This is a genomic window from Nocardia sp. NBC_00565, assembly GCF_036345915.1.
In the GTDB taxonomy this organism is placed as follows: domain Bacteria; phylum Actinomycetota; class Actinomycetes; order Mycobacteriales; family Mycobacteriaceae; genus Nocardia.
Window position 1 is genome coordinate 2,489,629 of record NZ_CP107785.1, and the last position, 21,660, is coordinate 2,511,288.

The window sequence follows — 21,660 nt, forward strand, 5'->3', positions numbered from 1 at the left end:
GACAGCGGGCATGACCGGCGAGACCCGAACCCTGCTGGCGGAGATCGAGCGCGGCGCGCTGGTCGACGAGTACGGCCTCACCTCCGGTGTCGGTGCGCCGGTGCACCTGGCCGGATTGCTCGATGAGTGCGAACGCGGCGCCGCGACGCTCGCGAGCTTGCGCGAGTTCATCGTCGGCGCCGCTGGCGTGCCGCCCGCGCTGGTGGACCGGGCCGATCGGGCCGGAATCGCCGCCTATCGGTCGTATGGTTCCAGCGAGCATCCGACGGTCAGCTCCGGGACGCCGTCGGATCCGCTGGTCAAACGGGCCACCACCGACGGGCGCGTAATCAGCGGCAACGAGGTGCGCGTCGTCGACGACGACGGCATGGACGTGCCGAGCGGCGCGGCGGGCGAGATCGTCACCCGGGGCGGCGAGCTGTTCCTCGGCTACACCGATCCGACGCTCGACGCCGAGTCATTCCTACCGGGCCGCTGGTTCCGAACCGGCGATATCGGCCGCGTAGATGCCGATGGCTACCTGACGCTGCCGCGTACGGCCGCGGGCAAGGTGCAGAAGTTCGTGCTGCGCGAGCAGTTGCGTTGATGGCGGTGAACAGGAGTGTGGACGTGGTGGATGTAGTGGGACAAGTAGCGGTGGGCCGGCCGCTCACCGGTCGGCGCGCGGTGGTGTCCGGGGCGGCCAGTGGCATCGGCGCGGCGGCAGTGGCGTCCTTCCTCGAAGCCGGGGCGGATGTGGTCGGTCTGTTCCATACCGCACCGCCCCCGAAGGATCTCGTGGGACGGTGCGAGTGGGTGGCGTGCGATGCGCGCGATCGCGCTTCGGTCGAGAAGGCGTTCACACAGGCGACGTCGATTCTGGGTGGACTCGATGTCCTGCTGCACGCGGCGGGCTCGTGGCGGCCGAGTACGCCGGAGTCGCTGTCCGATGACGAGCTCGATCAGGTCCTCGACACCAATCTGCGCTCGACGATCCTGACCAACCAAGCGGCGTTCGAGCGTATGCGCGAGGGTGGCGGACACATCATCAATCTCGGTTCGGGCGAGGGCGTTCGCGGAAATCCGATGGCGCCGCACTATGCGGTGGCGAAGGCCGGTGTCCATGCGTGGACTCGGTCCGCGGCCACCGCGTGGGGGAAATTCGGGGTCACCGTCAACGCCCTGGCGCCGGCGGTCAGCACGGCGAATGCCGAACGGCTGTGGGATCACCTGGGTGCGAAGGGCGCCGCGGTATTCAAGGAACGCTTGCGGGCGACCATGCCGCTGCGGGGTGAGCTCGGTGATCCGGATACCGATCTCGCCCCCATCATGGTGTTCCTGGCAGGTACCGGGGCACGGTTCATCACAGGTCAGCTGATCGCGGTCAACGGCGGCCTGCAGATGCTCAGCGCCTGACGCCGCGGTATCCCTCGCCCGGCTCACCGGGCGAGGGATCGCGGAGATCAGCGGTTGGTGCGGCCGAGGTCCACCGGGAGTTCGATTCCGGTGACATGGCGGGCCTCGTCGGAGGCGAGCCAGGCGATGGCGGCGGCGATATCGTCGACCGTGCTCTTCTGGTCGGGCAGGCTCGGGATGTACAGCAGCTGTTGCTGCGGGGCCGACTCCATCAGCTCGAACAATTCGGGGACACGCAGATCGGTGTCCACACCGTGCGGGATCACCGTATTGACCCGGATGCGGTACTCGGCGAGTTCGTTCGCGAGCGTCTTGGCCAACCCGAGGACGCCGTGTTTGGCGGCGACGTAGGCCGCGAGGAAGGGCAGACCGCGCACGCTCGAGACGGATCCGGTGAACACGATGCTGCCGCCGCGCCCCTGCTCGAGCAGGATCGGCACGGTCGCCTTCGCCGTATGGAACGCGCCGGTGAGGTTGATGTCGATGGTCTCGCGCCAGTGGTCCGCGTCGATCTCCCAGGCGCGGGCGGCGGCGGTCATACCGGCATTCGCCACCACGACATCCAGGCCGCCGAGTTCGGCGACACCCTCGCGGACAGCGGCGGCGAGTGCGTCGAAGTCACGGGTGTCGACCTCGCGGGCCACGATCCGGCGGTCGTATTTCTCGACAAGGGCGACGGTTTCGGCAAGATCCGCCGGCGTCGCTCCCGGATACTTCGTTGTCTCCAGGGTGCGGCAGATGTCGAGCGCGATGACATCGGCTCCTTCGGCCGCAAACCGCACGGCCTCGGCCCGGCCCTGACCGCGCGCCGCGCCCGTGACCAAGGCGACCTTGCCGACGAACCGCCGACTGGTCGGTGCGGTGGGCGGTGGCGGTGCGGGGATCTCGTCGCCACGCTTGGGTGTCGTCATTGACGGTTCCTTCCAAGTCTGCCCCGGGTATGCAGTCATCCGAGTTAGATCGATAGTCCAAATTTAGTGTAACCAATATCTGATGCGGGCGGTGGTGCTGAGGGCATGCTCACTGCCCGGACTGCGCTGGATCTGATCTCCAAACCGTCTTGGTGCGCTAGTGAAGAGCCATTTGCGGAGTCTGTGGTCGGTTGCGGAATCTCGAGCAAAACCCCGGCGCAGGTGCGGAATTAAGGATACTATTCCGAGCGGGTGCTGGCTGAATGCGCGACGATATCGAACTGGAACGGAACTGAATTGGGACACCGACCCGAACGACGGGAGCGGGGCATGCGGCTCACCGAACTGGCGGCGGAGCTGGCGGACAAGCCCGCGATCGTGATGGGTGGTTCGGGCGCCGTGCTCACCTACCGCGAGCTCGAAGACCAGTCGAATCGGATCGCGCAAGCGTTCCGGGAACGCGGGCTGCGCCCGGGTGACCACATTGCGTTGCTGTTCGACAACACCATCGACGTGTTTCCGATCGTGTGGGCAGCTCAGCGCTCCGGGTTGTTGTACACGCCGGTGAACTGGCATCTGTCCGATGCCGAAGCGATTTACATCGTGCAGAACTGCGAGGCTCGCCTGTTGCTGTTCGCGCCCGCTTTGGCGGACCTGGCCGCGGCGGTCGGTCGTGCGCTACCCGAACTCGAGCGGATCGTCACCGGCGATGTGCCGGGGTGCAGAGTCTCGCGCGGGTCGTGGCGGGCCGGTCCATCGAGCCGATCGAGGACGAGGTCGAGGGCTACTACATGTTCTATTCCTCCGGGACGACCGGCCGACCCAAGGGGATCCTCCCGGAGGTCTCCGGGCTCCCGTTCGGTACCGGGCTGCCGATCGATCATCGGATGGCCGCCGCTTTCGGTTTCGGCCGGGAAACGGTCTACCGGCCGCACAGCGGAGTCGTCCCGAAGCGACCGACTTCAGGAGTGAGTGAACGTGAGCATTGTCGCGAGCAGCCCGGATCTGCTGCGGGATCTGACCGCGCGCACCGCGGCGGCGGTGCGCGGCTGGGTTCCGGGGGCCACGGTGGACGGCGTCGAGCCGCTCACCGGCGGCACGTCGAGTCTGACCTTCGTGGCCGCGCTATCCGGCGCCCCTGCCGAGTATGAGCGCGTCGTCCTGAAGGTGGCCCCACCCGGCCTGGCGCCGGTGCGTAACCGGGATGTACTGCGCCAGGCGCGGATCATGCGGGTGCTGGCGGGGCAGCACGGCGTGCGGGTACCCGCGGTCCTGTTCTCCGACGTGGGCGCACCGCCGGAGACCTCGCCGTTCGTGGCCATGGAGTTGGTGCCGGGGGAGTGTGTGGAACCGGTGCTCACGCCGCGCGGCACCGTACCCGCCGGACAGGTGCGGGCGCGCGCCCTCGAAGCGGCCCGCATGCTCGCCGACCTGCACCGGGTCGATCCATTGCGCACCGCGCTGGCGGCCGAGCCCGTCATGTCGCTCGGCGCCGAGATCGACCGTTGGACAAGGGCTTTCACCACGGTTTCGGAGGATCTGCGTACCGGCTACGCGGCGGTCGCGGACCGGTTGCACGCCACCATGCCCGCCGCGACGGCGCCGGTGTTCACTCACGGTGACTACCGGCTGGGCAACACGTTGTGCGAGGGCGAGCGGGTCACCTCGATCATCGACTGGGAGATCTGGTCGCTCGGCGACCCTCGGATCGATGTGACCTGGTTGGGTTTCTTCACCGACGAGGCGCGGCACCCGGCATCCCTGTCGGACGAGCCGACGGGGATGCCAGGCAAGGCGGAGCTGGTCGACGCTTATCAGGAGGCGCGGGGTGCAGCCCTGCGGGATCTGCCGTGGTTCGAGGCGCTCACCAAATACAAGGAGTCCGCCGCGACCGCATTGCTGATCAAGCGCGGGCGCAAGGCCGGCACACTGACCGAGATGCACCGGCGCATGCTGCCCGCGCTGCCGATGCTCTTGGCCGAGGCGATGGCACTGCTCGGCTAGACCGAGAGCGTGAAACCGCCTGTCACACGCAAGGTTTCGCCGGTTACGAAGGACGCTTTCGACGAGACCAGATACAGCAGCGCCTCGACGATGTCCTGTTCCTCGCCCTCACGTCGCAGGATCTGTTGTCCCATAACGCGTTCGACCTCACTGGGGGCCAGCTCGGCCCGAATGGTGTCGGTGAAGATCAGGCCCGGCGCGATCGCGTTGACCCGGATGCCATCGGCGGCGAGTTCGTGTGCGAACTCCATTGTCAGACCGCGGACGGCGAGTTTGGACACGCCGTAGGCCGCTCGATTCGGATATGCCGCCGAGGAGGAGATATTGACGATCGAGGCGCCCGCTCGTCCGCTCATGGCGGCCTTCGCCGCGAGCGTGCAGATGATCACGCCCATGACGTTGACGTCGAACAGCCGCCGCGTCTTGGCCAGGCCGAGTTCGGCGAACGGCTTGTTGTAGGCGGCGTGCAGTCCCGCATTGTTGACCAGGATGTCGAGACCACCATGGCGTTCGGCGACTTCACCGATCACCTCGCCGACCCTGGTCTCGTCGGCCACATCGCAGGCCACCCCGATCGCACTCGCACCATTCGCGGTGAGCTCGGCGGCGGCGGAGGCGGCTACATCGCCGTCGATATCGGCTAGCACCACATGCGCGCCACGACCCGCCAGCGCGGTGCCGAACGCCTTGCCGAAGCCGCGGCCGCCTCCGGTAATGAACGCGACCTTGCCCTGAAATTCGTTATCCGTCATCCCAACTCTCCATATCGTCGGCCGCGCGGGCGCGGCGTGTTCGCGGCCCCCTGGTGTCTCGCGTCGGACCCTTTCGAGCGACCTGCAAGCAGTCGCAAGCGGTGCCGTCGAGACTCGCGACCTCGTCGCATGCGCTTCGACGACTCGGCTGAGTTCGATGGCCGCGCCTACGGCGCGGACGCGAGACGGGCCGCGAACGGGTCGCTCGTAAGACTCGCTCCGTCGGGGTCGAGTAGGTGGTCTTGGGTCGGTTGGCGCAAGTGCCGAGCCGCTGTGGTTTGCCGGTTCAGGCCGCGGTGGCGTCGCCTAGGTAGCGGCGCAGCAATTCGTCTCCGGCCTGCTCCGTCGCGCCCGCCCAGGCGACCCGCCCGCGTTGCATGACCAGGCAGTGGTCGGCGAAGGCGAGTGCCCGGCTGGCGAACTGCTCGATCATGATCACCGCGACACCCGCGGACCGCGCTCGCTGCAGGCTCTCGAAGACGATGTCGACCATCTTGGGTGCCAGGCCCAGTGACATCTCATCGGCGATCACCAACCGCGGCTCGACCATCAGGGCCCTGGCCAGCGACAGCATCTGCTGTTCGCCGCCGGACAGCGTGCCGGCGGCCTGGCGCTGCCGTTCCCGCAGCACCGGAAAGATCTCCAGCGCCCGGTCGATGGCCGCGGCGCGCTGTCGCCGGTCGACCGCGGTGGCCATGCGCAGGTTTTCCAGAACTGTCAGCGTCGGGAATACGCCGCGACCCTCGGGTAGGTGCACGAGACCGGCCCGGCGGATCGCCTCGGGCGTCAGCCCGCCGATATCGCGACCGTCGAGTTCGATGGTTCCGGCGGCCGGTGCCACGAGTCCGGACAGCGCTCTGGCGAGTGTGCTCTTGCCGGATCCGTTGGGGCCCAACACAGCGAGCGCGCTGTTCGGCAGCAGGTCGAAGGTGACCGATTGCAGTGCCTGCGCGGTGCCGTAGCGGACGCCGAGGTCGCGCACGGACAGCAGTGCGGAGGTGGTGGTCATGCCGAGGTCCTTTCCTCGTCGGCTTCCGTGCCGAGGTAGGCGGCGCGCACGGCGGGATCCGCGCGAACCTCGGCCGGGGTGCCCTCGCTGATCTTGACGCCGAAGTCGATCACGTTGACGACATCGCTCAACCCGAGGACGAGTTCGACATCGTGCTCGACCAGTAGCAGCGATATGCCGTGGTCGGCCACGACACGGGTGAGTGTGGCCGCGAGCTCCTCGGTTTCCTGCGCGTCGAGCCCCGATGACGGTTCATCGAGCAGTAGCACGTTCGGATCGACGGACAGCGCCCTGGCGATCTCGACGAGGCGGCTGGTACCCAATGGCAACCCGGCGACCGGCTGATGGGCGTGCCCGGTCAGCTGCAGTGCGGCGAGGATCTCGTCGGCTCGCGCGTCCTCGTCGACCGGAGGCTTGCGAAAGCCGCCGGCGGTGGCGAGGTCGGTCAGGATCCGGCTGCGCGCATGCCGGACCCGGTAGCCGAGCACCACGTGTTCCCGGACGGTCAGACCGGGGAACAGCTCGGGATGCTGGAAGGTGCGGGCGAGGCCGCGCCTGGCTCGCGCCTGCGGACTGGCCTTGGTGACGTTGTGACCGTCCATCAAGACCGCACCCGAACTGGGTTTGAGCAGACCGGACAGTACGGCGAACAACGTGGACTTGCCCGCGCCGTTGGGGCCGACGAGGCCGACTATGGCGGCCGGGGGAACCCGCAGATCGACATTGTCGAGGGCGACGAGACCACCGAAGCGGACCGTCACCCCGCGCGCCTCGATCCGCGGCGGCGTGGTTTCGGAGGTGGTGGCAATCATGCTGGGTCTCCAGTGGTCAGCGCGTGCGGCTCGGCATTCACGGTGTCCGGGTGGCGATCGGCGTCGGCGTGCTGCTCGTTCAGGGGTTTCGGCTCGGACACGGCCGGTTCGGCCACCTGCGCGGCGGTCTGCCTGCGCTCGCGCCAGCTGTTGAAATCGCGCAGTTGTCGCCCGTGCATGGCGATGATGCCCTCGGGGTTGCGGGCGAGCATGATCGCACCGAAGCCGAACATGATGACGGGGATCTCGGCCCAGCTCGTCGGGAGATATGTCTGGAAGACGCCGGGCAGGACAGTGAAGGCGACACCGGCGACCAGCGCGCCGGTGATCGACCGCGCGCCCACCGTCACCAGGACGGCCAACCAGACCAGGCCGGCGAACGGGTTGAACGAATCCGGCAGCGCCGATTGGTAATTCAGCGCGATGAATCCGCCGCCGATCGCCGCCACAAAGGTGGCGACCGCGGAGACCAGCACCTTCACCTGCAGGATGCTCAGCCCCAAGGTGCGTGAACCCGCCTCGCTCCAGCGAACCGCCGTCACCGCCAGTCCGGTGGTCGAGCGCCGCAGATTGAGGACGATCACGCCGAGCACGATGAATACCGCCAGCGCGAGATAGGCGAAGGTCTTGTTCTCCGCGGCCCACTCGGGCCGAGGCATGTAGATCCCTTGGCCGGAGTTGTAGAACCGGTCCCGCATGAAGACGAGGTTCTGGGCGAGCAGGCCGAAGGTCAGCGTCACCAGCGCGACGTAGAGGTTGCCGAGCCGGATCGTCAGCAAACCGAGGATCACGCCGATCGGTACCATGCACAGCGCGCTCACCAGCACGGCCAGCAGCGGCGACCAGCCGGAATTCGTCGCGAGTTCGGCGGCGAGTACGGCGCCCAGACCCGCGAAGGTGATCTGGCACAGCCAGATCATTCCGCCTTCACCGGTGACGAGCGTGTAGGACAGCAGCGCGATCGCCAGCGCGATGCCCGCCGCGGTCAGCCCGGTCCAGAACTGATCGAAGATCATGGGGAAGACCGCGATGACGCCGATCGTCACCAGCGGACCGATGACCGCGGCCGTCGGCCGGATCCGACCGGCCTGCCCCGTGCCCGAGCCGGCCGGCGCGCCCGCACTCTCCGTGCGGATCGCCCGATCCAGCGCACCGCCCATCGCGGTATCGCCCGCTTGTCCGCGCAGCGCGTAGTAGAGCAGGAAGACCAGCATGAACATGAACGGAATACTCGGCACGATCTGCGCCGAGAACGGGCTCTCCGGATCGAGATAGCGCTGGATCACATTGGTGACCACACCCATCAGGAGTGCGACCCCGACGGCCATCGGCAAGCTGCGCAGGCGCGCCGCCACCACCGCCGCGAACGCCGCCGACATCAGGAAGGTCATGCCGTCCACCGACAGGCCCGCGGTGGGGGCGACCAGGACGCCGGCGAGCCCGGCCAGCAGTGCGCTGAAGGCCCACACCCCGAGCGATACCCGCGTCGGGCTGACCCCCGACATCGCGGTGAGCGCCTCGGAGTCCACCAGCGCGCGGATTTTCAGGCCGATATCGGTGTACCGCAGCAACACCGTGCCGAGGGCGAGGACCAACGCCAAGCCCAGGTAGGTGATCACCTGGTTCATATCGACGACCGCACCGAACAGGTAGAACACCTTCAGCGGCTGCGGCGCCAGACCCGGCGCGGTGATGTTCACCAGATGCCCGAACACCAGGTTGACCAGCGGCGGCAACGCGACCGAAAGACCGATCGTGGCAACGATTTTGACCACTGGTGAACGCAGCCGCAGATAGCGGAACAGCAGCACGTACAGCGCGACGCCGAGTGCGGGGCCGAACAGCCCGATCGCGACGACGGCCGCGAGCGGCAACGGCCAGCCCTGCTCCACGTGCAGGAAGAAGTAGAAGCGTGCGACGGCGAAGGCCATGGCACCGAAGGCGAAGTTGAACACGCCCGAGGACACATAGGTGACGACCAGGGATGCCGCGGCGATTGCGTAGATCGCGCCGAGGGCTAGGCCGGCGAGGACGTAGGAGAGCAACTGTGGGCTCCTAAAAAGCTCGGCGCTCATGTTGGAAGATGGTGTAAGAGTGCGCTAATAAGCGATTGTCGTCAACCCCTGCTCAACCGGCCACATCCGCTTTCGTACCCTGCAGCAACATTCGGGCCTCCTATCAAATCTGCGGACAGTTACCTGGTCATACGGCTTATCTCTAACTAGGTGACAGCTCACGGATGGGGTCGGATGAGTTCTGAGCTTTCTTCGCGATAACGGAGACAAAGGGTACTAAATATGGTCAACTGGCCGAAGTCGAGTGATCCGGCAGCGCTGTCGGAGACCGACGCAGGTTCCAAGGAGTTCAGATGCGGAAAGTAAGTGCCATGGCCGCCGGGCTGTGCGCCGCTTTGCTAGTTCTTCCGGCGTGTAGCAGCAGCGGCGGCGCCGACACGACCGGACCCGTGAAAGTTGGTGTCGTGACCGCGCTGAGCGGTGCGGCCAGCTCGAACTATGCCCAGTCGGAGAACGGGGTGAAGGCCAGGTTCGCCGCCTACCAGGCGGCGAACGGCAAATGTGCGGCCCGGGGCTTCGAGGTGGTCGTCGGTGACGATCAGTCCACGCCGCAGGGCGCGTTGACCGCAGCCCAACGGCTGGTGCAGCAGGAGCACGCGTACGCGGTGCTGCCGATCAGCACCTACTTCTACGGCGCCGGTCAGTACGCGGGCACCCAGGCGAAGGCGACGCCGTTCATCGGTGGCGCGTTCGACGGTGGCGAGCAGTGGTTCAACCCGAAGTACGACAATCTCTTCGCGGCGATGTCGGGTACCGACTACAACAAGGCCGCCACGACGCTGGGCGACTACTGGAAGAAGCTCGGCGGCACCAAGGTCGCGGTGGTCGCGTACAACACCCCGAGCGCGTCGAAGGCCGGGGAGGGGGCGGCGCTGGCGGCCGAGCGTGCGGGGCTGTCTCGCGGCTACGTCAACGAGCGCGTCCAGGTCGGATCCACCGATGTCGGCGCGATGGTGCTCGGTATCAAGGAGTCCGGCGCCGATGTGCTGTACGTCCCGGTGATCCCGGAAACGGCGTTCGCGCTCGTCTCCGGCCTGCGCCAGGCCGGTGTCGAGATGAAGTCGGTACTACTGGCCACCGGCTACGGCGCGGATCTGCTGAAGTCGCCGCCCGCTGTCGCGGCGGCCCAAGGGGTCGGCTTCTTGACGTCCTATGCGCCGGTGGAGATGAACACGGAGGCGACGCAGGCGTGGTCGGCGGCGCTGAAGCAGTTCGCGGGTTCGGAGTCCGGGCTGCCGTCGTTCTCTATGGCGGTGGGCTGGATCAGCGCTGACCTGCTGATTCACGGGTTGGAGCAGGCGGGGTGCAATGCGAGTCAGGAGCAGTTGATGACCGCACTGCGCGCCGACAAGAGCTGGACTGCGGGCGGATTGTTCAGCAAGCCGGCCGATTTCGAGAATCGCGGGTCCTACTCGGTCGGTGGCCCGGGTAACTGCAGCTACGTCTCCATCCTGCGGGGTAACCAGTTCGTGCCGGATCCGGCCGGATCGCCGGCGTGCGGTGCGCAGATTCCGGGCGTGACGGTGGTCCCGAAGTAGGCGGTTGACCCGTCACCTCAGCTAGCGCGACCTCGCCGATGCGTGGTCCGAGGTACTCGGCCGCGCTCTAGGTCTCCCTCAACAACGCTGTCCGAGGGATATGAGAAGAAAGAAGTGCACGATGAGCAAGATTGCAGCTGCCTGTACGTTGGCGGTCACCGCGGTCGCGGTCACCGCACAGGCTGGGCTGGCGACATCGCAGCCGAATGACCGCGGCGTCGGCTACACCACGAATGTCACCGAGAAGTCCACGATCATCACCACCGATGCCGGCGATCTGGCCGTCGAGGATGGGGTGTTCAAGATCAAAGCGGCCGATGGGACCGTACTCGGTGGCACCGAATTGCGGTTCCGTGTCGATGATTTCGAATTCCCGATCGCCGCGGATATCGCCGGCCGCACCGCGACCCTGACCCCGCAGTTCGATATGGCACACGCGACCTACAAGCCGGTCGCACTGCCATTCGAGGATCAGGCCCCATGGAAAACCCAATACGACCGCGAACAGGCCGCTTTCGCCCGCATGATCAGCACCGTCACCATGGGTGCCACCATCGGCGGCATCGTGGGCGGCCTCGGTGGCGGCGCCATCGGCTGCGTTCTCGGCGGCATCGCCGGGGCCACCGTGGCCTCGGCCACCATCATCGGCCTGTTCGGTGCCTTCATCCCCGCGGCCGCCATCGGCTGCCTCGGTGGCATCGCCGCCATCGGCGCGGTCGGCACCCTGGCCGGCCAGCTGTTCATCGCCGCCCCGATGGCGATCATGGCGGTGGCGCAGTACTTCACCACCATCAACCAGCCGATGCCGACCCCGAAGTGAAACACTGAGTAACACAGGCCTTTCCGGCCCCGCGCCCCGCCCGGTCCCCGTCCCCGGGCGGGGCTTCGGCTATCAGGGGCAAACGGATCGGCCCACGCCAGATGATCTATTCCAAGGGATTCGTATTCGGCGAGCAATTCATCGGGTTCGAGCGTGGGGGCATCGGGCGCGACCGCCGACGGATGCGTGGAATCGGACATGAGCCGTAGCCACGCGAGATCCAGCCGTGGATCGCCGACCGACCAGATCTCCCAGTCGATCACCGCGTGGACCTGCCCGCCGACGCATTGCATATTGCCCAGCCGCCAGTCGCCGTGCAGCACCGCGGGACGGCGCGGCGCGGGTATCGCGTCGGTGAGCCGAGTCCGGCATTTCAGTTCGGTAAGCGCCGCCATCGGCTCGAGATCGTAAGTGGCCAAGGCCTTTTGCCACCTCTCGACCTCGGCCGACAATGTAGTGGCGGGTTCGTCGAGGCCCAGTGCGGCGGGGTCGACGGTGCGCAGGGCCGCCAGCATGCGCGCCGCCGCCGCGGCGCGCTCGCGCACCTGGGGCGCGGGCGGGCGCTGCTCGGGCGCGGCGTGGCGCGGCTCGTAGCTCTCGCCGTCCGCGAAGGACATGACGAACAGTGGCGGGACCTCCGGTGGAGCGCCACCGTCGGATCCCAGCACCGCGGGCACCGATACGCCCGGCGCATCCGCGAGCGCGGTGAGCAGCCGGGCCTGGCGCAGGACATCTCGATTGCGCACGGGCGCGAGGCCGGGCGGGGCGACCTTCACCACGACGCGGACACCCGCGTCCGTCGTGGCGGAGTAGGTCAGGCTGGAGGCGCCGCCGGTCAGCTGCGTCAGATCATGTAGCGGTCGGCCGACCGCCCGCGCCGCGCGCCGCGCGATGTCATCGGGATCGGCTATCCCGATCTGCGGCCGATCCACTTGATTTCGCTCAGCCATCTGTGACCCTTCGGCCATGCACTACTCCGTCCGTCGCGACTACCGAGCCGACCGGATGGGGTACTCGGCAGAACGCCATACCAATGCGCAAGAATTCGATTCTGGTGAATCGGTAGCTAGAACAGTATACTTTTTGCCATGCAGAGTCCATACGCCGAGGATGACCTCCTCGGCGCGGAATCCCTGGCCGCCCGGGCCGTGCGCCGCCGGACCGGCGCCCGATTCGCCACCGCCGAGGACGAAGTCCGTCGGCTGCTCGACGCGGGCCTCGTGCTCATGCGGGCGGATGCGGCGGGCAACCCGAAGATCGCCGAAATCGTCCGGCTGGCCAAGGTTTCCAACGACGCCTTCTATCGGGCGTTTCGGAGCAAGGACGATCTGGTGGCCGCGATCGCCGACGACGGAGCCCGGCGGCTGCTCGGTCACCTGCGCCATCAGTGCGGTAAGCAGACCGACCCGATCGAGCAGGTCAGGGCCTGCGTTCAGGCGGTTTTCAAGCAGGCGGCCGATCCCGAGGTAGCGGCGACCACGCGCGCGGTGCTGCGGAATACCTCGCGCGGTGCCGGGTCCGCCTCGAGCGGTATCGAGCTGCGCCAGCGGATCGCCGAACTGTTGACCACACCGCTGACGGCGTGCGGAAGCCGGGATCCGGCCCGCGATGCCCTCGCCGCGTCGTGTGCGATGTTCGCCGTCATGGAGCAGTTCCTGTGGGCGGAGCGGGTGCCGACCGCCGCGGATGTGGAGCATCTCATCGGCTGGATCCTGCCGGCGGCACCTGACATTCTGCGTTCCGAATAAGTATGCGCAATTGAAGATAGTGTTCATCGAGAAGTGGTCGGCGCGGGCCGACCGTGTGAAGGAGTAGACGTGTCGGATGAGGTGCTCGTCGAGCGTCGTGGCGCGGTCCAGGTCATCACGATCAATCGCCCGGCGGTGAAGAACGCGCTCGATGCCGGGGTGGCCGCGGCGGTGGCCGCGGCGGTCGACGAACTCGACGCGTCGGATGAGCTGTGGGTCGGTGTGCTCACGGGTGCGGGTGGGACGTTCTCCGCGGGCATGGATCTGAAGGCCTATCTGCGAGGTGAGAGTCCAGCGATCGAGGGGCGCGGGCTGTGCGGGATCACGATTACCCCGCCGCGCAAGCCGTTGATCGGCGCGGTCGAGGGTTGGGCGCTGGCGGGCGGATTCGAATTGCTGCTGGCCTGCGACCTGGTCGTCGCGGCTCGCACGGCGCGCTTCGGGGTGCCGGAGGTCAAGCGGTCCCTGGTGGCCGGCGCGGGTGCGGCGTTGCTGCTGCCACGGCGGGTGCCGTTCGCGATCGCGCTGGAGCTGCTGCTGACGGGGGAGCCCTTCGGCGCCGAGCGAGCGGCCGAGGTCGGACTGGTCAACCGGCTCACCGATGAGGGCGGCGCGCTCGACGGTGCGCTCGAACTGGCCGCGACGATCGCGGCGAACGGCCCACTCGCCGTCGCGGCGACCAAGCAGATCGCCCGGTCCAGCGCCGACTGGACGCTGGCGGAGGGCTGGGCACGGCAGGTCGAGATCACCGCGCCGGTATTCGCTTCGGCCGACGCCAAGGAGGGCGCCACCGCCTTCGCCGAAAAGCGGCCGCCGGTCTGGACGGGGCGATAGCCGGCGGGTGATTCACCGGCGTTTGTCCGCGGTGACCGAAAACTCTTTGACCAAATCAATTCGATGAGGAGCTGATCCAATGCACAAACCGATGGCGGGTGTGCGCGTACTCGAGGTCGCGCAGTTCACTTTCGTCCCGGCCGCGGGCGCGGTGCTCGCGGACTGGGGCGCCGAGGTGATCAAGATCGAGCATGCGGAGCGGGGCGACGCCCAGCGCGGGCTGTCGCGAGTGCTCGGCTACGCCGCAAACAGTGCCGGCTCATCGTTCTTTCCGATCATGGAGGGGCCGAACCGGGGCAAGCGCAGCGTCGGCCTCGCGCTCGAGAAGCCCGCCGCCCGACGGGTACTGGAGGAACTGATCCGCAGGAGCGATGTGTTCCTGACGAACTTCCTTCCCGACGCGCGGGCGAAACTGCGGATCAACGTCGAGGACGTGCGGGCGATCAACCCGGACATCATCTACGTCCGGGGCAGCGGCTTCGGCGCGCGTGGGGCAGAAGCGAGCAAGGGCGGGTACGACAGCACGGCCTTCTGGGCGCGTGGCGGGAGCGCCGCCGGTGTCACCCCGCCCGGCGCGGACCGGATGACGCGGATGCCCGCTGGCGCCTACGGGGACTCGATGGGCGGCATGACCATCGCCGGCGGCATCGCCGCCGCCCTCTACTCCCGCAAGATGACCGGGGAACCATCCGTCGTGGACGTCTCGCTGCTCGGTGTCGGCGCGTGGGCGACGCAGTTCACGGCCAACCTCGCGTTGCTCGCCGGTGGGCCGCTTCCGGTGAACACCCCGCCCCGGCACGGTTCGGCCACGAATCCGCTCATCGGTGCCTACCGCACCTCGGATGGACGCTGGCTCGAGTTGTCGATGCTGCAGCCCGGTCGATACTGGCCGGAATTCTGCCGACTGGCCGGTCGCGAGGAGTTGATCGACGACGAGCGGTTCGACAGCACCGAGAAGCTGATGGCGAACGCCGCGCCGGCCGCTGAACTCGTCGCCGAGATCATCGCGACGCGCCCGTTCGACGAATGGGTCGAGATCCTCGGTCGCGGTGAGGGCCAGTGGGCCGCCGTGCAGAACGCGTGGGAAGTCGGCCAGGATCCGTCGCTGCGAGCCAACGGTCTCATCGCCGCGGTCGTCGACGCCGACGGTATCGACCGGGAACTGATCGCCAATCCCGTCCAGTTCGACGAGACTCCGGTGACACTGACCCGGGCCCCGCAGTTCGCCGAACATACCGACGAGGTCCTGCGGGAACTCGGCATTACCGACGAGGAACTCATCGCGCTCAAGATCGACGGCGCGGTCACGTAGCGAGCGCACCGGACGGCCATTTCCACTGAGCGGCCGAACCGCTAAAGGGTATACACAATTGGTCGCAGTCCCGGTATATTCGGACCAGCACAACGAGTCGGACGCATCGAGTCACGAAATGCGTATGACGTTCTACGAGGCTGCGACGTGACATGAGGTGCGGTCGCACTGCCGCCCGCCGGCCTACGGGGACCGGGTGCACCGCGATCGCCCGCCAGCCGCAGCCTTCGACGAGAGGATCTCGATGAGTGAGCGAAGCGAGCGAGCAATAGACAGAGCCACGCCGGTGGTCATGTCGGAACCGAGCGCCAGCGAGGTGGAGGCATGAGTGAGCGAAGCGAGCGAGCAATAGACAGAGCCACGCCGGTGGTCATGTCGGAACCGAGCGCCAGCGAGGTGGAGGCATGAGCACGATGCTCGAGCCCGAGGGGACATATGAAGGTGTGCCCGCGTATCACTTCGACAACCGGCTCGGTGGCCCGGTCCTGAGCCATCAGCAGCGTTGGGACGAGATCGCCGGCACCCACTCCGGGTTCCGCAGCACCATCGCGAGCGGCTACTGGGTCATCACCGAGGGCCGGGCGGTGCAGGAAGCGCTGCAGGACTGGCGGCGATTCTCGAACAAGTCGGTGACCGCGCTCAATCCGGATCCGAAGTTCCTGTGGATCCCGGAGATGCTGGATCCGCCGCTACACACCACGTGGCGGCGGCTGCTCGGCACCGAGTTCTCGCCGAAGTCGGTCGCGGCCCGCGAGCCGGAGGTCCGCCGGGTCGCGGGCGAGTTGATCGACCAGTTGCTGGACCGCAGCGGCGTCGACGTGCTCGACGAATTCGCCCGCCAGTTTCCGACCCTGATCTTCATGCGCCTGATGGGTCTGCCCGAACAGGATCTGGGCATATTCCTCGACTGGGTGCACGACTTGCTGCATCTGACCTACGACGAGGACCCCGACGGAGTCAGGCAGATGCGGGCCATGACCGCCGTGTCGGAGTACTTCCAGGAGCAGATCGCGCTGCGCCGGGACGCGCCGCGCGATGACCTGCTGTCGCGCACGATGAGCTGGGAGATCGACGGCCGGCCGATCAGCGATTACGACATGCACGCGTTCTGCATCCTGATGTTCCAGGCCGGCTTCGACACGGTGCCGATCTCGATCGGCTGGGCGCTGTACCACTTCGCGACCCATCCGGAGCAGCGCAGGGCGGTCATCGAGGACCCGTCGCTCATCGCGATGGGCGTGGAGGAGATCCTGCGTGTCTACTCCTTTGTCGTCCCGGCTCGCAAGGCGACCGCGGACACTGAGATCGGCGGCTGCCCGGTCAAGGCCGGCGAGATGGTGATGCTGCCGCTCGCGGTGGCCAACCGTGATCCGGAGCGGTTCGAGAACCCGCTGGAAGTGGACCTGCATCGGGAGCAGAGCAATCACATCGCCTTCGGTTCGGGCCCGCACCGTTGCCTCGGCTCGCACCTGGCCCGCCTCGAGCTGAATGTGGCGGTCGAGGAGTGGCACAAGCGGATTCCGGAGTACCGGCTGGTGGCCGGGCAGGATCTGGAACAGCACGGCAACATGTACGGCATCCAGTCCCTGCGGCTGGAGTGGTGACGGCATGACTCATCCCTTGAAAGCATCGGATCTGTACCACACCGGCGTTGTGGTGCCGGACCTGGAGGCGTCGAAGATCCGGATGAGCGAGGTCGCGGGCTACCGCTGGACCGAGACCCTGACCGGCGAACTGCCGATCCGCATGGCCGACGGTGAGCGCGTCCTACGGATGCAATATGCCTATTCGCTCGACGGTCCGACCATCGAACTCGTGCAGGAGATTCCCGGGACACCGTGGACGGCGGCGCCGAATGTCGCGACCCATCACCTCGGTTACTTCTGCGACGACGTCCAGGCGACCTCGAAGCTGCTCGAGAAGTCGGGATTCGCGCTGGAAGCCTGCGCGGTAGTCGACGGAGAACTGTCGATCTTCGCCTATCACCTGGATCCCTCCGGAGTGCGGATCGAGATCGTCGACCGCACCCGGATACCGGATTTCGCCGAGTACCTCCGCGAGCGCACCCCGCAGTGATCATGGTGCGACACAAGAAGATTCGCGATCGCGGAGGTATCGGGTGACGCTGACATCCACCCAGGAACACGACGAGCTGCGCGCGACGGTGCGCCGTTTCCTGACCGAGAAATCGCCGAGTGCGGCGGTGCGCCACTGGATGGAGTCCGATCAGGGGCATGATCCGGCGGTGTGGCGGCAGCTGGCCGAGCAGCTCGGCCTGCACGGACTGGCGCTGCCGGAAGAATACGGTGGCGCCGGCGGCGGAGCGGTCGAGCTGGGAATCGTGCTGGAGGAGATGGGGCGGGTGCTGCTGCCGTCGCCGTATTTCGCGACGGTGGCCCTGGCCGGTCAGGCCATCGCCGCCTGCGGTGACGAGACGGCGAAGGCGCGCTGGCTGCCCGCCATCGCGGATGGTTCGCTGACCGCCACCCTGGCGGTGGCGGAGTCGAGCGGATCCTGGCAACTGTCGGACATCACGACGGCGGCGACGCGCGATGGCGATGGCTGGACGTTATCGGGCACCAAAATGTTCGTTGTCGACGGACATACGGCCGATCTGCTGCTCATCGTCGCGAGAACCGATGCGGGGCCGGGGCTGTTCGCGGTGGACGGCGACGCGTCCGGGGTGACCCGCGTCCAGTTGGAGACGCTCGATCCGACGCGTCGACTGGCCAGGATCGACCTGACGGGCGCGCCCGCGCAGCGGGTCGGGCCGGATGGGGACGCTTCGGCGTACCTGCGCACCGTGCTCGACCTGGTGGTGGTGGCGCTGGCCGCCGAGCAGGTCGGCGGCGCGCAGGCATGTCTGGACACCGCGGTGGAATACGCGAAGATCCGCGTGCAGTTCGACCGGCCGATCGGGTCGTTCCAGGCGATCAAACACAAATGCGCGGACATGCTGCTCCAGATCGAATCCGCGCGGTCGGCGGTTTATCACGCCGCGTCCGTGGCCGCCGAGGGCGCGGACTCCTTGCCGGTAGCGGCGGCACTGGCCGCGGCGTACTGCGCGAATGCCTTCACCAACGCGGCGAAGGAGAATATCCAGATTCACGGTGGCATCGGCTACACCTGGGAGCACGACGCGCATCTGTATCTGAAGCGCGCCAAGTCCTCCGAGCAGCTGTTCGGCGGGCCCGCAACGCACCGCGCCCGCTTGGCCGGGCTGGTCGGTATCTGACACCGGTCGGACTCCGACCAAAGGGCCGGCGCGCAGACTGGGCGCACCGGCCCTTTCGTCTACTTAGATAAGTGTCCTAAAATTGGGTATAACCAAATGGCTGTTGCCGCCCGTTGGCATTGCGCACCCGGCTAGACAATCAGTTTTCCCAGGATCAGGCGATTTCAACGCGATGGAAGCCGTCGGTGTGACCGATCTCGCCTCCTGATCATTGATGACACGGCTGGTTCAGAATCTAATTCAGTGTACTTTATAAGGAATGCAGTGATCGTGCGGGCTTCGGCACGCATCGGGTCACCGAAGAACCTCCGCGCCGAGCAGGTGCTCGGCCTTCCGAAGGGCTGATCACGTGGGAATTCGAGACCGCCTGTCCCGGCTGTTGGCCGAGGCGCCCGCCGATGCCGAGGCGATCGAGCACGATGAGCTCTGGTGGACCTGGGGACAAGTTCAGGAGACCGCGCGGGCTGTCATCGACGCGCTCGCCGGCGCGGACGCGGGCGTCGACGCCCGCGTCGGTGTCGTGCTGGAGAACCGGCCCGAGCACGTCGCGGTGGTCGCCGCGGTGATCGCCTCCGGGCGCTGCGTGGTGATGCTCAGCCCGCTGCAGCCCGCCGTGCGACTCGCGGCCGATATCACCGGCTGCGGGCTACCCGTTGTTCTCGCCGGTGCCGGGGTGCTCGCGCGGGACGGCGTGCTCGCGGCCGTCACCGCGCACGGTCTCGCCCTCGAGCTCGCCACCGACGGCGCGGTGCGCTCCACCGGTGGGACGGTACCGGCCGCGGCGGCGACCAATCCCGGCGTCGCCGTCGAGATGCTGACCTCCGGCACCACCGGCCCGCCCAAGCGGGTGCACCTGCGGGTCGAGCAGCTGGACCAGGCGCTGTTCTCCAGCGGCCAGACGCCGAAGAACGATCGGCTGCTATCACGATCGGCGTCGCTGGTATCCGCGCCGCTGGTGCATATCGGCGGCCTGTGGCGGGCACTGTCCTGCTTGGCCACCGGGCGGCGGATGATCCTGATGCCCAAATTCGTCCTCGAACCCTGGGTGCGCGCGGTAGAGCGGCACCAGCTGCGGGCCGCGAGCCTGGTACCCGCGGCGTTGCGCACTGTGCTCGATGCCGACGTGCCGAAGCAGCGGCTGGCGAGTTTGCAGGTGGTCACCTCCGGCACCGCGCCCTGCCCGCCGGAACTCGCCGACGCGTTCTTCCGCAAATACGGCATTCCGGTGCTGATGACCTATGGCGCAACCGAATTCGCCGGCGCCGTCGTCGGGTGGACGCTGCCGATGCACGAGAAGTGGTGGGACCGTAAGGCGGGTAGCTCCGGGCGCGCATTCGTTGGCGTCGAGTTGCGGGTGACCGGCGAGGACAGCACGGAGCTGCCGATCGGGGAAACGGGTCTGCTCGAGGTGCGCACCGCCCAGGCCGCGCAGGGCAGTGCGATATGGGTCCGCACCAGCGACCTGGCCAGGATCGATGCCGACGGCTTCGTCTGGATCCAGGGACGTGCCGACGATGCGATCATCCGCGGCGGCTTCAAGGTGCAGCCGGAGACGGTCAAGCGCGCGCTGGAGATGCATGCGGCCGTCCGGGAGGCGGCCGTGGTCGGACTGCCGGATCCGCGGCTCGGCGCGGTGCCGGTGGCCGCGATCGAAGTCCAACCAGGCCATACCCCGCCCGCCGTCGCCGAACTCATCACCCTCTGCCGTGCGCAGCTCATGCCGTACGAGGTGCCCGCGCACATCGTCGTGCTCGACGAGCTGCCGCGGACCCCGTCGAGCAAGGTGAGCCGGGTCGAATTGCTCGACCTCGTGCGTGCCCGGCTCGCCGAACGCACCCCGGCATGAGTGGTCAAGCCGGCGGTGGCAGGGGCGAATCCAACGGATACCGCACAGCGATCGAGGAGGATCTGCGATGACGAGCACTGATACGACCAGCACCGAGAGTGCGGGGGACCGGCCGGCCGAACGGTTCGGCGTCCTGACCGATGAGGCTATCGAGCGGTCGCGCCGTCGGCTCGGCATTCCCAATCCGCAGCGCAACCCGCCGCACAACTACGAGGTGACCTGGGATGCGGTGCGGCACTTCGCCTATGGCTACGGTGACGACAACCCGCTGTACTGCGATCCTGTGTACGCGGCCCGGACCCGCTGGGGCTCGTTGCTCGCGCCGCCGACCTTCCTATACACCATGGGGGAGGACGCCGCGCCGAAGCCGGACCCCGAGACCAAGACGCTGCTGAAGGGCGATCCCTTCGCGGGCCTGGGTTCCTATCAGGCGGTGATGGAATACGAGTGGTGGCAGCCGTTGCGGCTCGGTGACCGTTGCCGGGTTTTGCAGACCCAGGTCGGTGTGCAGCCCAAGCGCAGCAGCTTCGGTGGGCGCACGGCGCACGTCACCCAGGACTACCTCTACACCAATGGGCGCGGCGAGATGCATGCCGTCCGGCGGGGTACGTGGATCAACGCCGAACGGCACACCTCGCAGAAGCGGGCCAAGGAGAAGCTCGAGCAGCAGCCCTATTCGCCTGAGCAACTCGCCGAGATCGACGCGTCGTACGCGGCCGAGACCAGGCGTGCCGCCGAGCCGAGGTATTGGGAGGATGTCGAGCTCGGCGAGGAGCTACAGCCGCGGGTGAAGGGTCCGCTGACCACCACGGACGTGGTCGTGTGGCATCTGGGCTGGGGCATGCAGCTCACCCCGCCCGGAGCGTTCAAGATCGCGGCGAATATCCGGCGCAAGGCGCCGGGGCTCTACCCGCCCAACGGTCTGAACATCCCGGATACCGTGCAGCGCCTGCACTGGGAGCCCGCGCGGGCACAGGAACTCGGCCTGCCGAACTCCTATGACTACGGCGGCATGCGCGAGACCTGGCTGTGCCATCTGCTCACCGACTGGATCGGCGACGACGGCTGGCTGTGGAAGCTGCGCTGCGAGCACCGCAAGTTCAACTACATCGGCGATACCACCTGGGTACGCGGCACGGTCGTCGACAAGCGGAAGGTGGACGGGCGCAACGAAATACACCTCGAGGTGCGCTGCGAGAACCAGCGCGGCGAGGTCACCACCCCGGGCACCGCTGTCGTACTCCTGCCGACCAGGGACCGCGCCGTCGAACTGCCGACGCCACCCGCCCCCGACCTGGACCGCATGGTGGCGCACGAGCTGGCCCGGTTCAGCGTCGCCGACTGATTCCGCCCGGCGACCGGGGCGTTG

19 protein-coding genes and 1 pseudogene are annotated in these 21,660 nt (G+C 67.5%); 14 read left to right on the forward strand and 6 right to left on the reverse strand.

All coding sequences use genetic code 11. The annotated features are described in order from the left end of the window. Positions 1 to 10 precede the first annotated feature (10 nt). Positions 11 to 586, forward strand: a complete 576-nt coding sequence (locus OG874_RS11975; protein WP_330255195.1) for an AMP-binding protein — start codon at positions 11 to 13, stop codon at positions 584 to 586. Between the two features lie 50 nt (positions 587 to 636). Further along, positions 637 to 1,395 (forward strand): SDR family NAD(P)-dependent oxidoreductase, encoded by a 759-nt coding sequence (locus OG874_RS11980; protein ID WP_330257269.1) that lies wholly within the window; start codon positions 637 to 639, stop codon positions 1,393 to 1,395. A gap of 47 nt (positions 1,396 to 1,442) precedes the next feature. Here OG874_RS11980 and OG874_RS11985 read toward each other — a convergent pair whose 3' ends face one another. Then, positions 1,443 to 2,306: a mycofactocin-coupled SDR family oxidoreductase gene (locus tag OG874_RS11985; RefSeq protein ID WP_330255196.1), complete on the reverse strand. Its 864-nt coding sequence runs from the start codon at positions 2,304 to 2,306 to the stop codon at positions 1,443 to 1,445. A gap of 330 nt (positions 2,307 to 2,636) precedes the next feature. On the opposite strand from OG874_RS11985, the gene OG874_RS11990 reads away from it, so the two are divergent. Together OG874_RS11990 and OG874_RS11995 are read left to right on the forward strand one after the other, a co-directional pair. Next, positions 2,637 to 3,278, forward strand: coding sequence for an AMP-binding protein (locus OG874_RS11990; protein WP_330255197.1), 642 nt, complete (start codon positions 2,637 to 2,639; stop codon positions 3,276 to 3,278). Between the two features lie 6 nt (positions 3,279 to 3,284). Beyond that, positions 3,285 to 4,310, forward strand: a complete 1,026-nt coding sequence (locus OG874_RS11995) for a phosphotransferase family protein (RefSeq protein ID WP_330255198.1) — start codon at positions 3,285 to 3,287, stop codon at positions 4,308 to 4,310. Here the strand turns inward: OG874_RS11995 and OG874_RS12000 are convergent. From OG874_RS12000 to OG874_RS12015, 4 genes are all read right to left on the reverse strand, one after another. After that, positions 4,307 to 5,062 carry an SDR family NAD(P)-dependent oxidoreductase gene (locus tag OG874_RS12000; protein ID WP_330255199.1) on the reverse strand — a complete coding sequence of 252 codons (756 nt, stop codon included), beginning with the start codon at positions 5,060 to 5,062 and terminating at the stop codon, positions 4,307 to 4,309. The genes OG874_RS11995 and OG874_RS12000 overlap by 4 nt on opposite strands. Before the next feature lie 286 nt (positions 5,063 to 5,348). After that, positions 5,349 to 6,071, reverse strand: a complete 723-nt coding sequence (locus OG874_RS12005; protein WP_330255200.1) for an ABC transporter ATP-binding protein — start codon at positions 6,069 to 6,071, stop codon at positions 5,349 to 5,351. After that, on the reverse strand, positions 6,068 to 6,883 hold the full coding sequence (locus tag OG874_RS12010; protein ID WP_330255201.1) for an ABC transporter ATP-binding protein: 816 nt from the start codon (positions 6,881 to 6,883) through the stop codon (positions 6,068 to 6,070). Before OG874_RS12010 ends, OG874_RS12005 begins: the two co-directional genes overlap by 4 nt. Next, complete coding sequence (locus OG874_RS12015; RefSeq protein ID WP_330255202.1) at positions 6,880 to 8,958, reverse strand: branched-chain amino acid ABC transporter permease; 2,079 nt, start codon at positions 8,956 to 8,958, stop codon at positions 6,880 to 6,882. Before OG874_RS12015 ends, OG874_RS12010 begins: the two co-directional genes overlap by 4 nt. A gap of 293 nt (positions 8,959 to 9,251) precedes the next feature. Here OG874_RS12015 and OG874_RS12020 point away from each other — a divergent pair, with 293 nt between their 5' ends. Next, positions 9,252 to 10,496, forward strand: coding sequence for an ABC transporter substrate-binding protein (locus OG874_RS12020; RefSeq protein ID WP_330255203.1), 1,245 nt, complete (start codon positions 9,252 to 9,254; stop codon positions 10,494 to 10,496). Between the two features lie 121 nt (positions 10,497 to 10,617). Next, a complete protein-coding gene (locus OG874_RS12025) occupies positions 10,618 to 11,316 on the forward strand; it encodes a hypothetical protein (protein WP_330255204.1) in 699 nt (232 codons plus the stop codon). A gap of 263 nt (positions 11,317 to 11,579) precedes the next feature. Here the strand turns inward: OG874_RS12025 and OG874_RS44680 are convergent. Continuing rightward, positions 11,580 to 12,284 (reverse strand): annotated as a pseudogene (locus tag OG874_RS44680) (phosphotransferase); the annotation flags it as partial. 120 nt (positions 12,285 to 12,404) lie between these two features. Here OG874_RS44680 and OG874_RS12035 point away from each other — a divergent pair. The 8 genes from OG874_RS12035 to OG874_RS12070 all read left to right on the forward strand — a co-directional run bounded on the left by OG874_RS12035 (position 12,405) and on the right by OG874_RS12070 (position 21,636). Continuing rightward, a complete protein-coding gene (locus OG874_RS12035; protein WP_330255206.1) occupies positions 12,405 to 13,064 on the forward strand; it encodes a TetR/AcrR family transcriptional regulator in 660 nt (219 codons plus the stop codon). 69 nt (positions 13,065 to 13,133) lie between these two features. Then, on the forward strand, positions 13,134 to 13,898 hold the full coding sequence (locus OG874_RS12040; RefSeq protein WP_330255207.1) for a crotonase/enoyl-CoA hydratase family protein: 765 nt from the start codon (positions 13,134 to 13,136) through the stop codon (positions 13,896 to 13,898). 79 nt (positions 13,899 to 13,977) lie between these two features. Next, entirely contained in the window at positions 13,978 to 15,210 is a 1,233-nt protein-coding gene (locus OG874_RS12045) for a CaiB/BaiF CoA transferase family protein (RefSeq protein WP_330255208.1), read from the forward strand. A 404-nt stretch (positions 15,211 to 15,614) separates the two neighbouring features. Beyond that, complete coding sequence (locus OG874_RS12050) at positions 15,615 to 16,814, forward strand: cytochrome P450 (RefSeq protein ID WP_330255209.1); 1,200 nt, start codon at positions 15,615 to 15,617, stop codon at positions 16,812 to 16,814. 4 nt (positions 16,815 to 16,818) lie between these two features. Continuing rightward, the gene (locus OG874_RS12055) at positions 16,819 to 17,286 is read left to right on the forward strand and encodes a VOC family protein (RefSeq protein ID WP_330255210.1); all 468 of its coding nucleotides are present in this window, start codon (positions 16,819 to 16,821) and stop codon (positions 17,284 to 17,286) included. A gap of 43 nt (positions 17,287 to 17,329) precedes the next feature. After that, a complete protein-coding gene (locus tag OG874_RS12060) occupies positions 17,330 to 18,445 on the forward strand; it encodes an acyl-CoA dehydrogenase family protein (protein ID WP_330255211.1) in 1,116 nt (371 codons plus the stop codon). A 349-nt stretch (positions 18,446 to 18,794) separates the two neighbouring features. Further along, positions 18,795 to 20,291, forward strand: a complete 1,497-nt coding sequence (locus OG874_RS12065; protein WP_330255212.1) for a class I adenylate-forming enzyme family protein — start codon at positions 18,795 to 18,797, stop codon at positions 20,289 to 20,291. A 67-nt stretch (positions 20,292 to 20,358) separates the two neighbouring features. Then, positions 20,359 to 21,636, forward strand: a complete 1,278-nt coding sequence (locus OG874_RS12070) for an FAS1-like dehydratase domain-containing protein (RefSeq protein ID WP_330255213.1) — start codon at positions 20,359 to 20,361, stop codon at positions 21,634 to 21,636. Positions 21,637 to 21,660 lie beyond the last annotated feature (24 nt).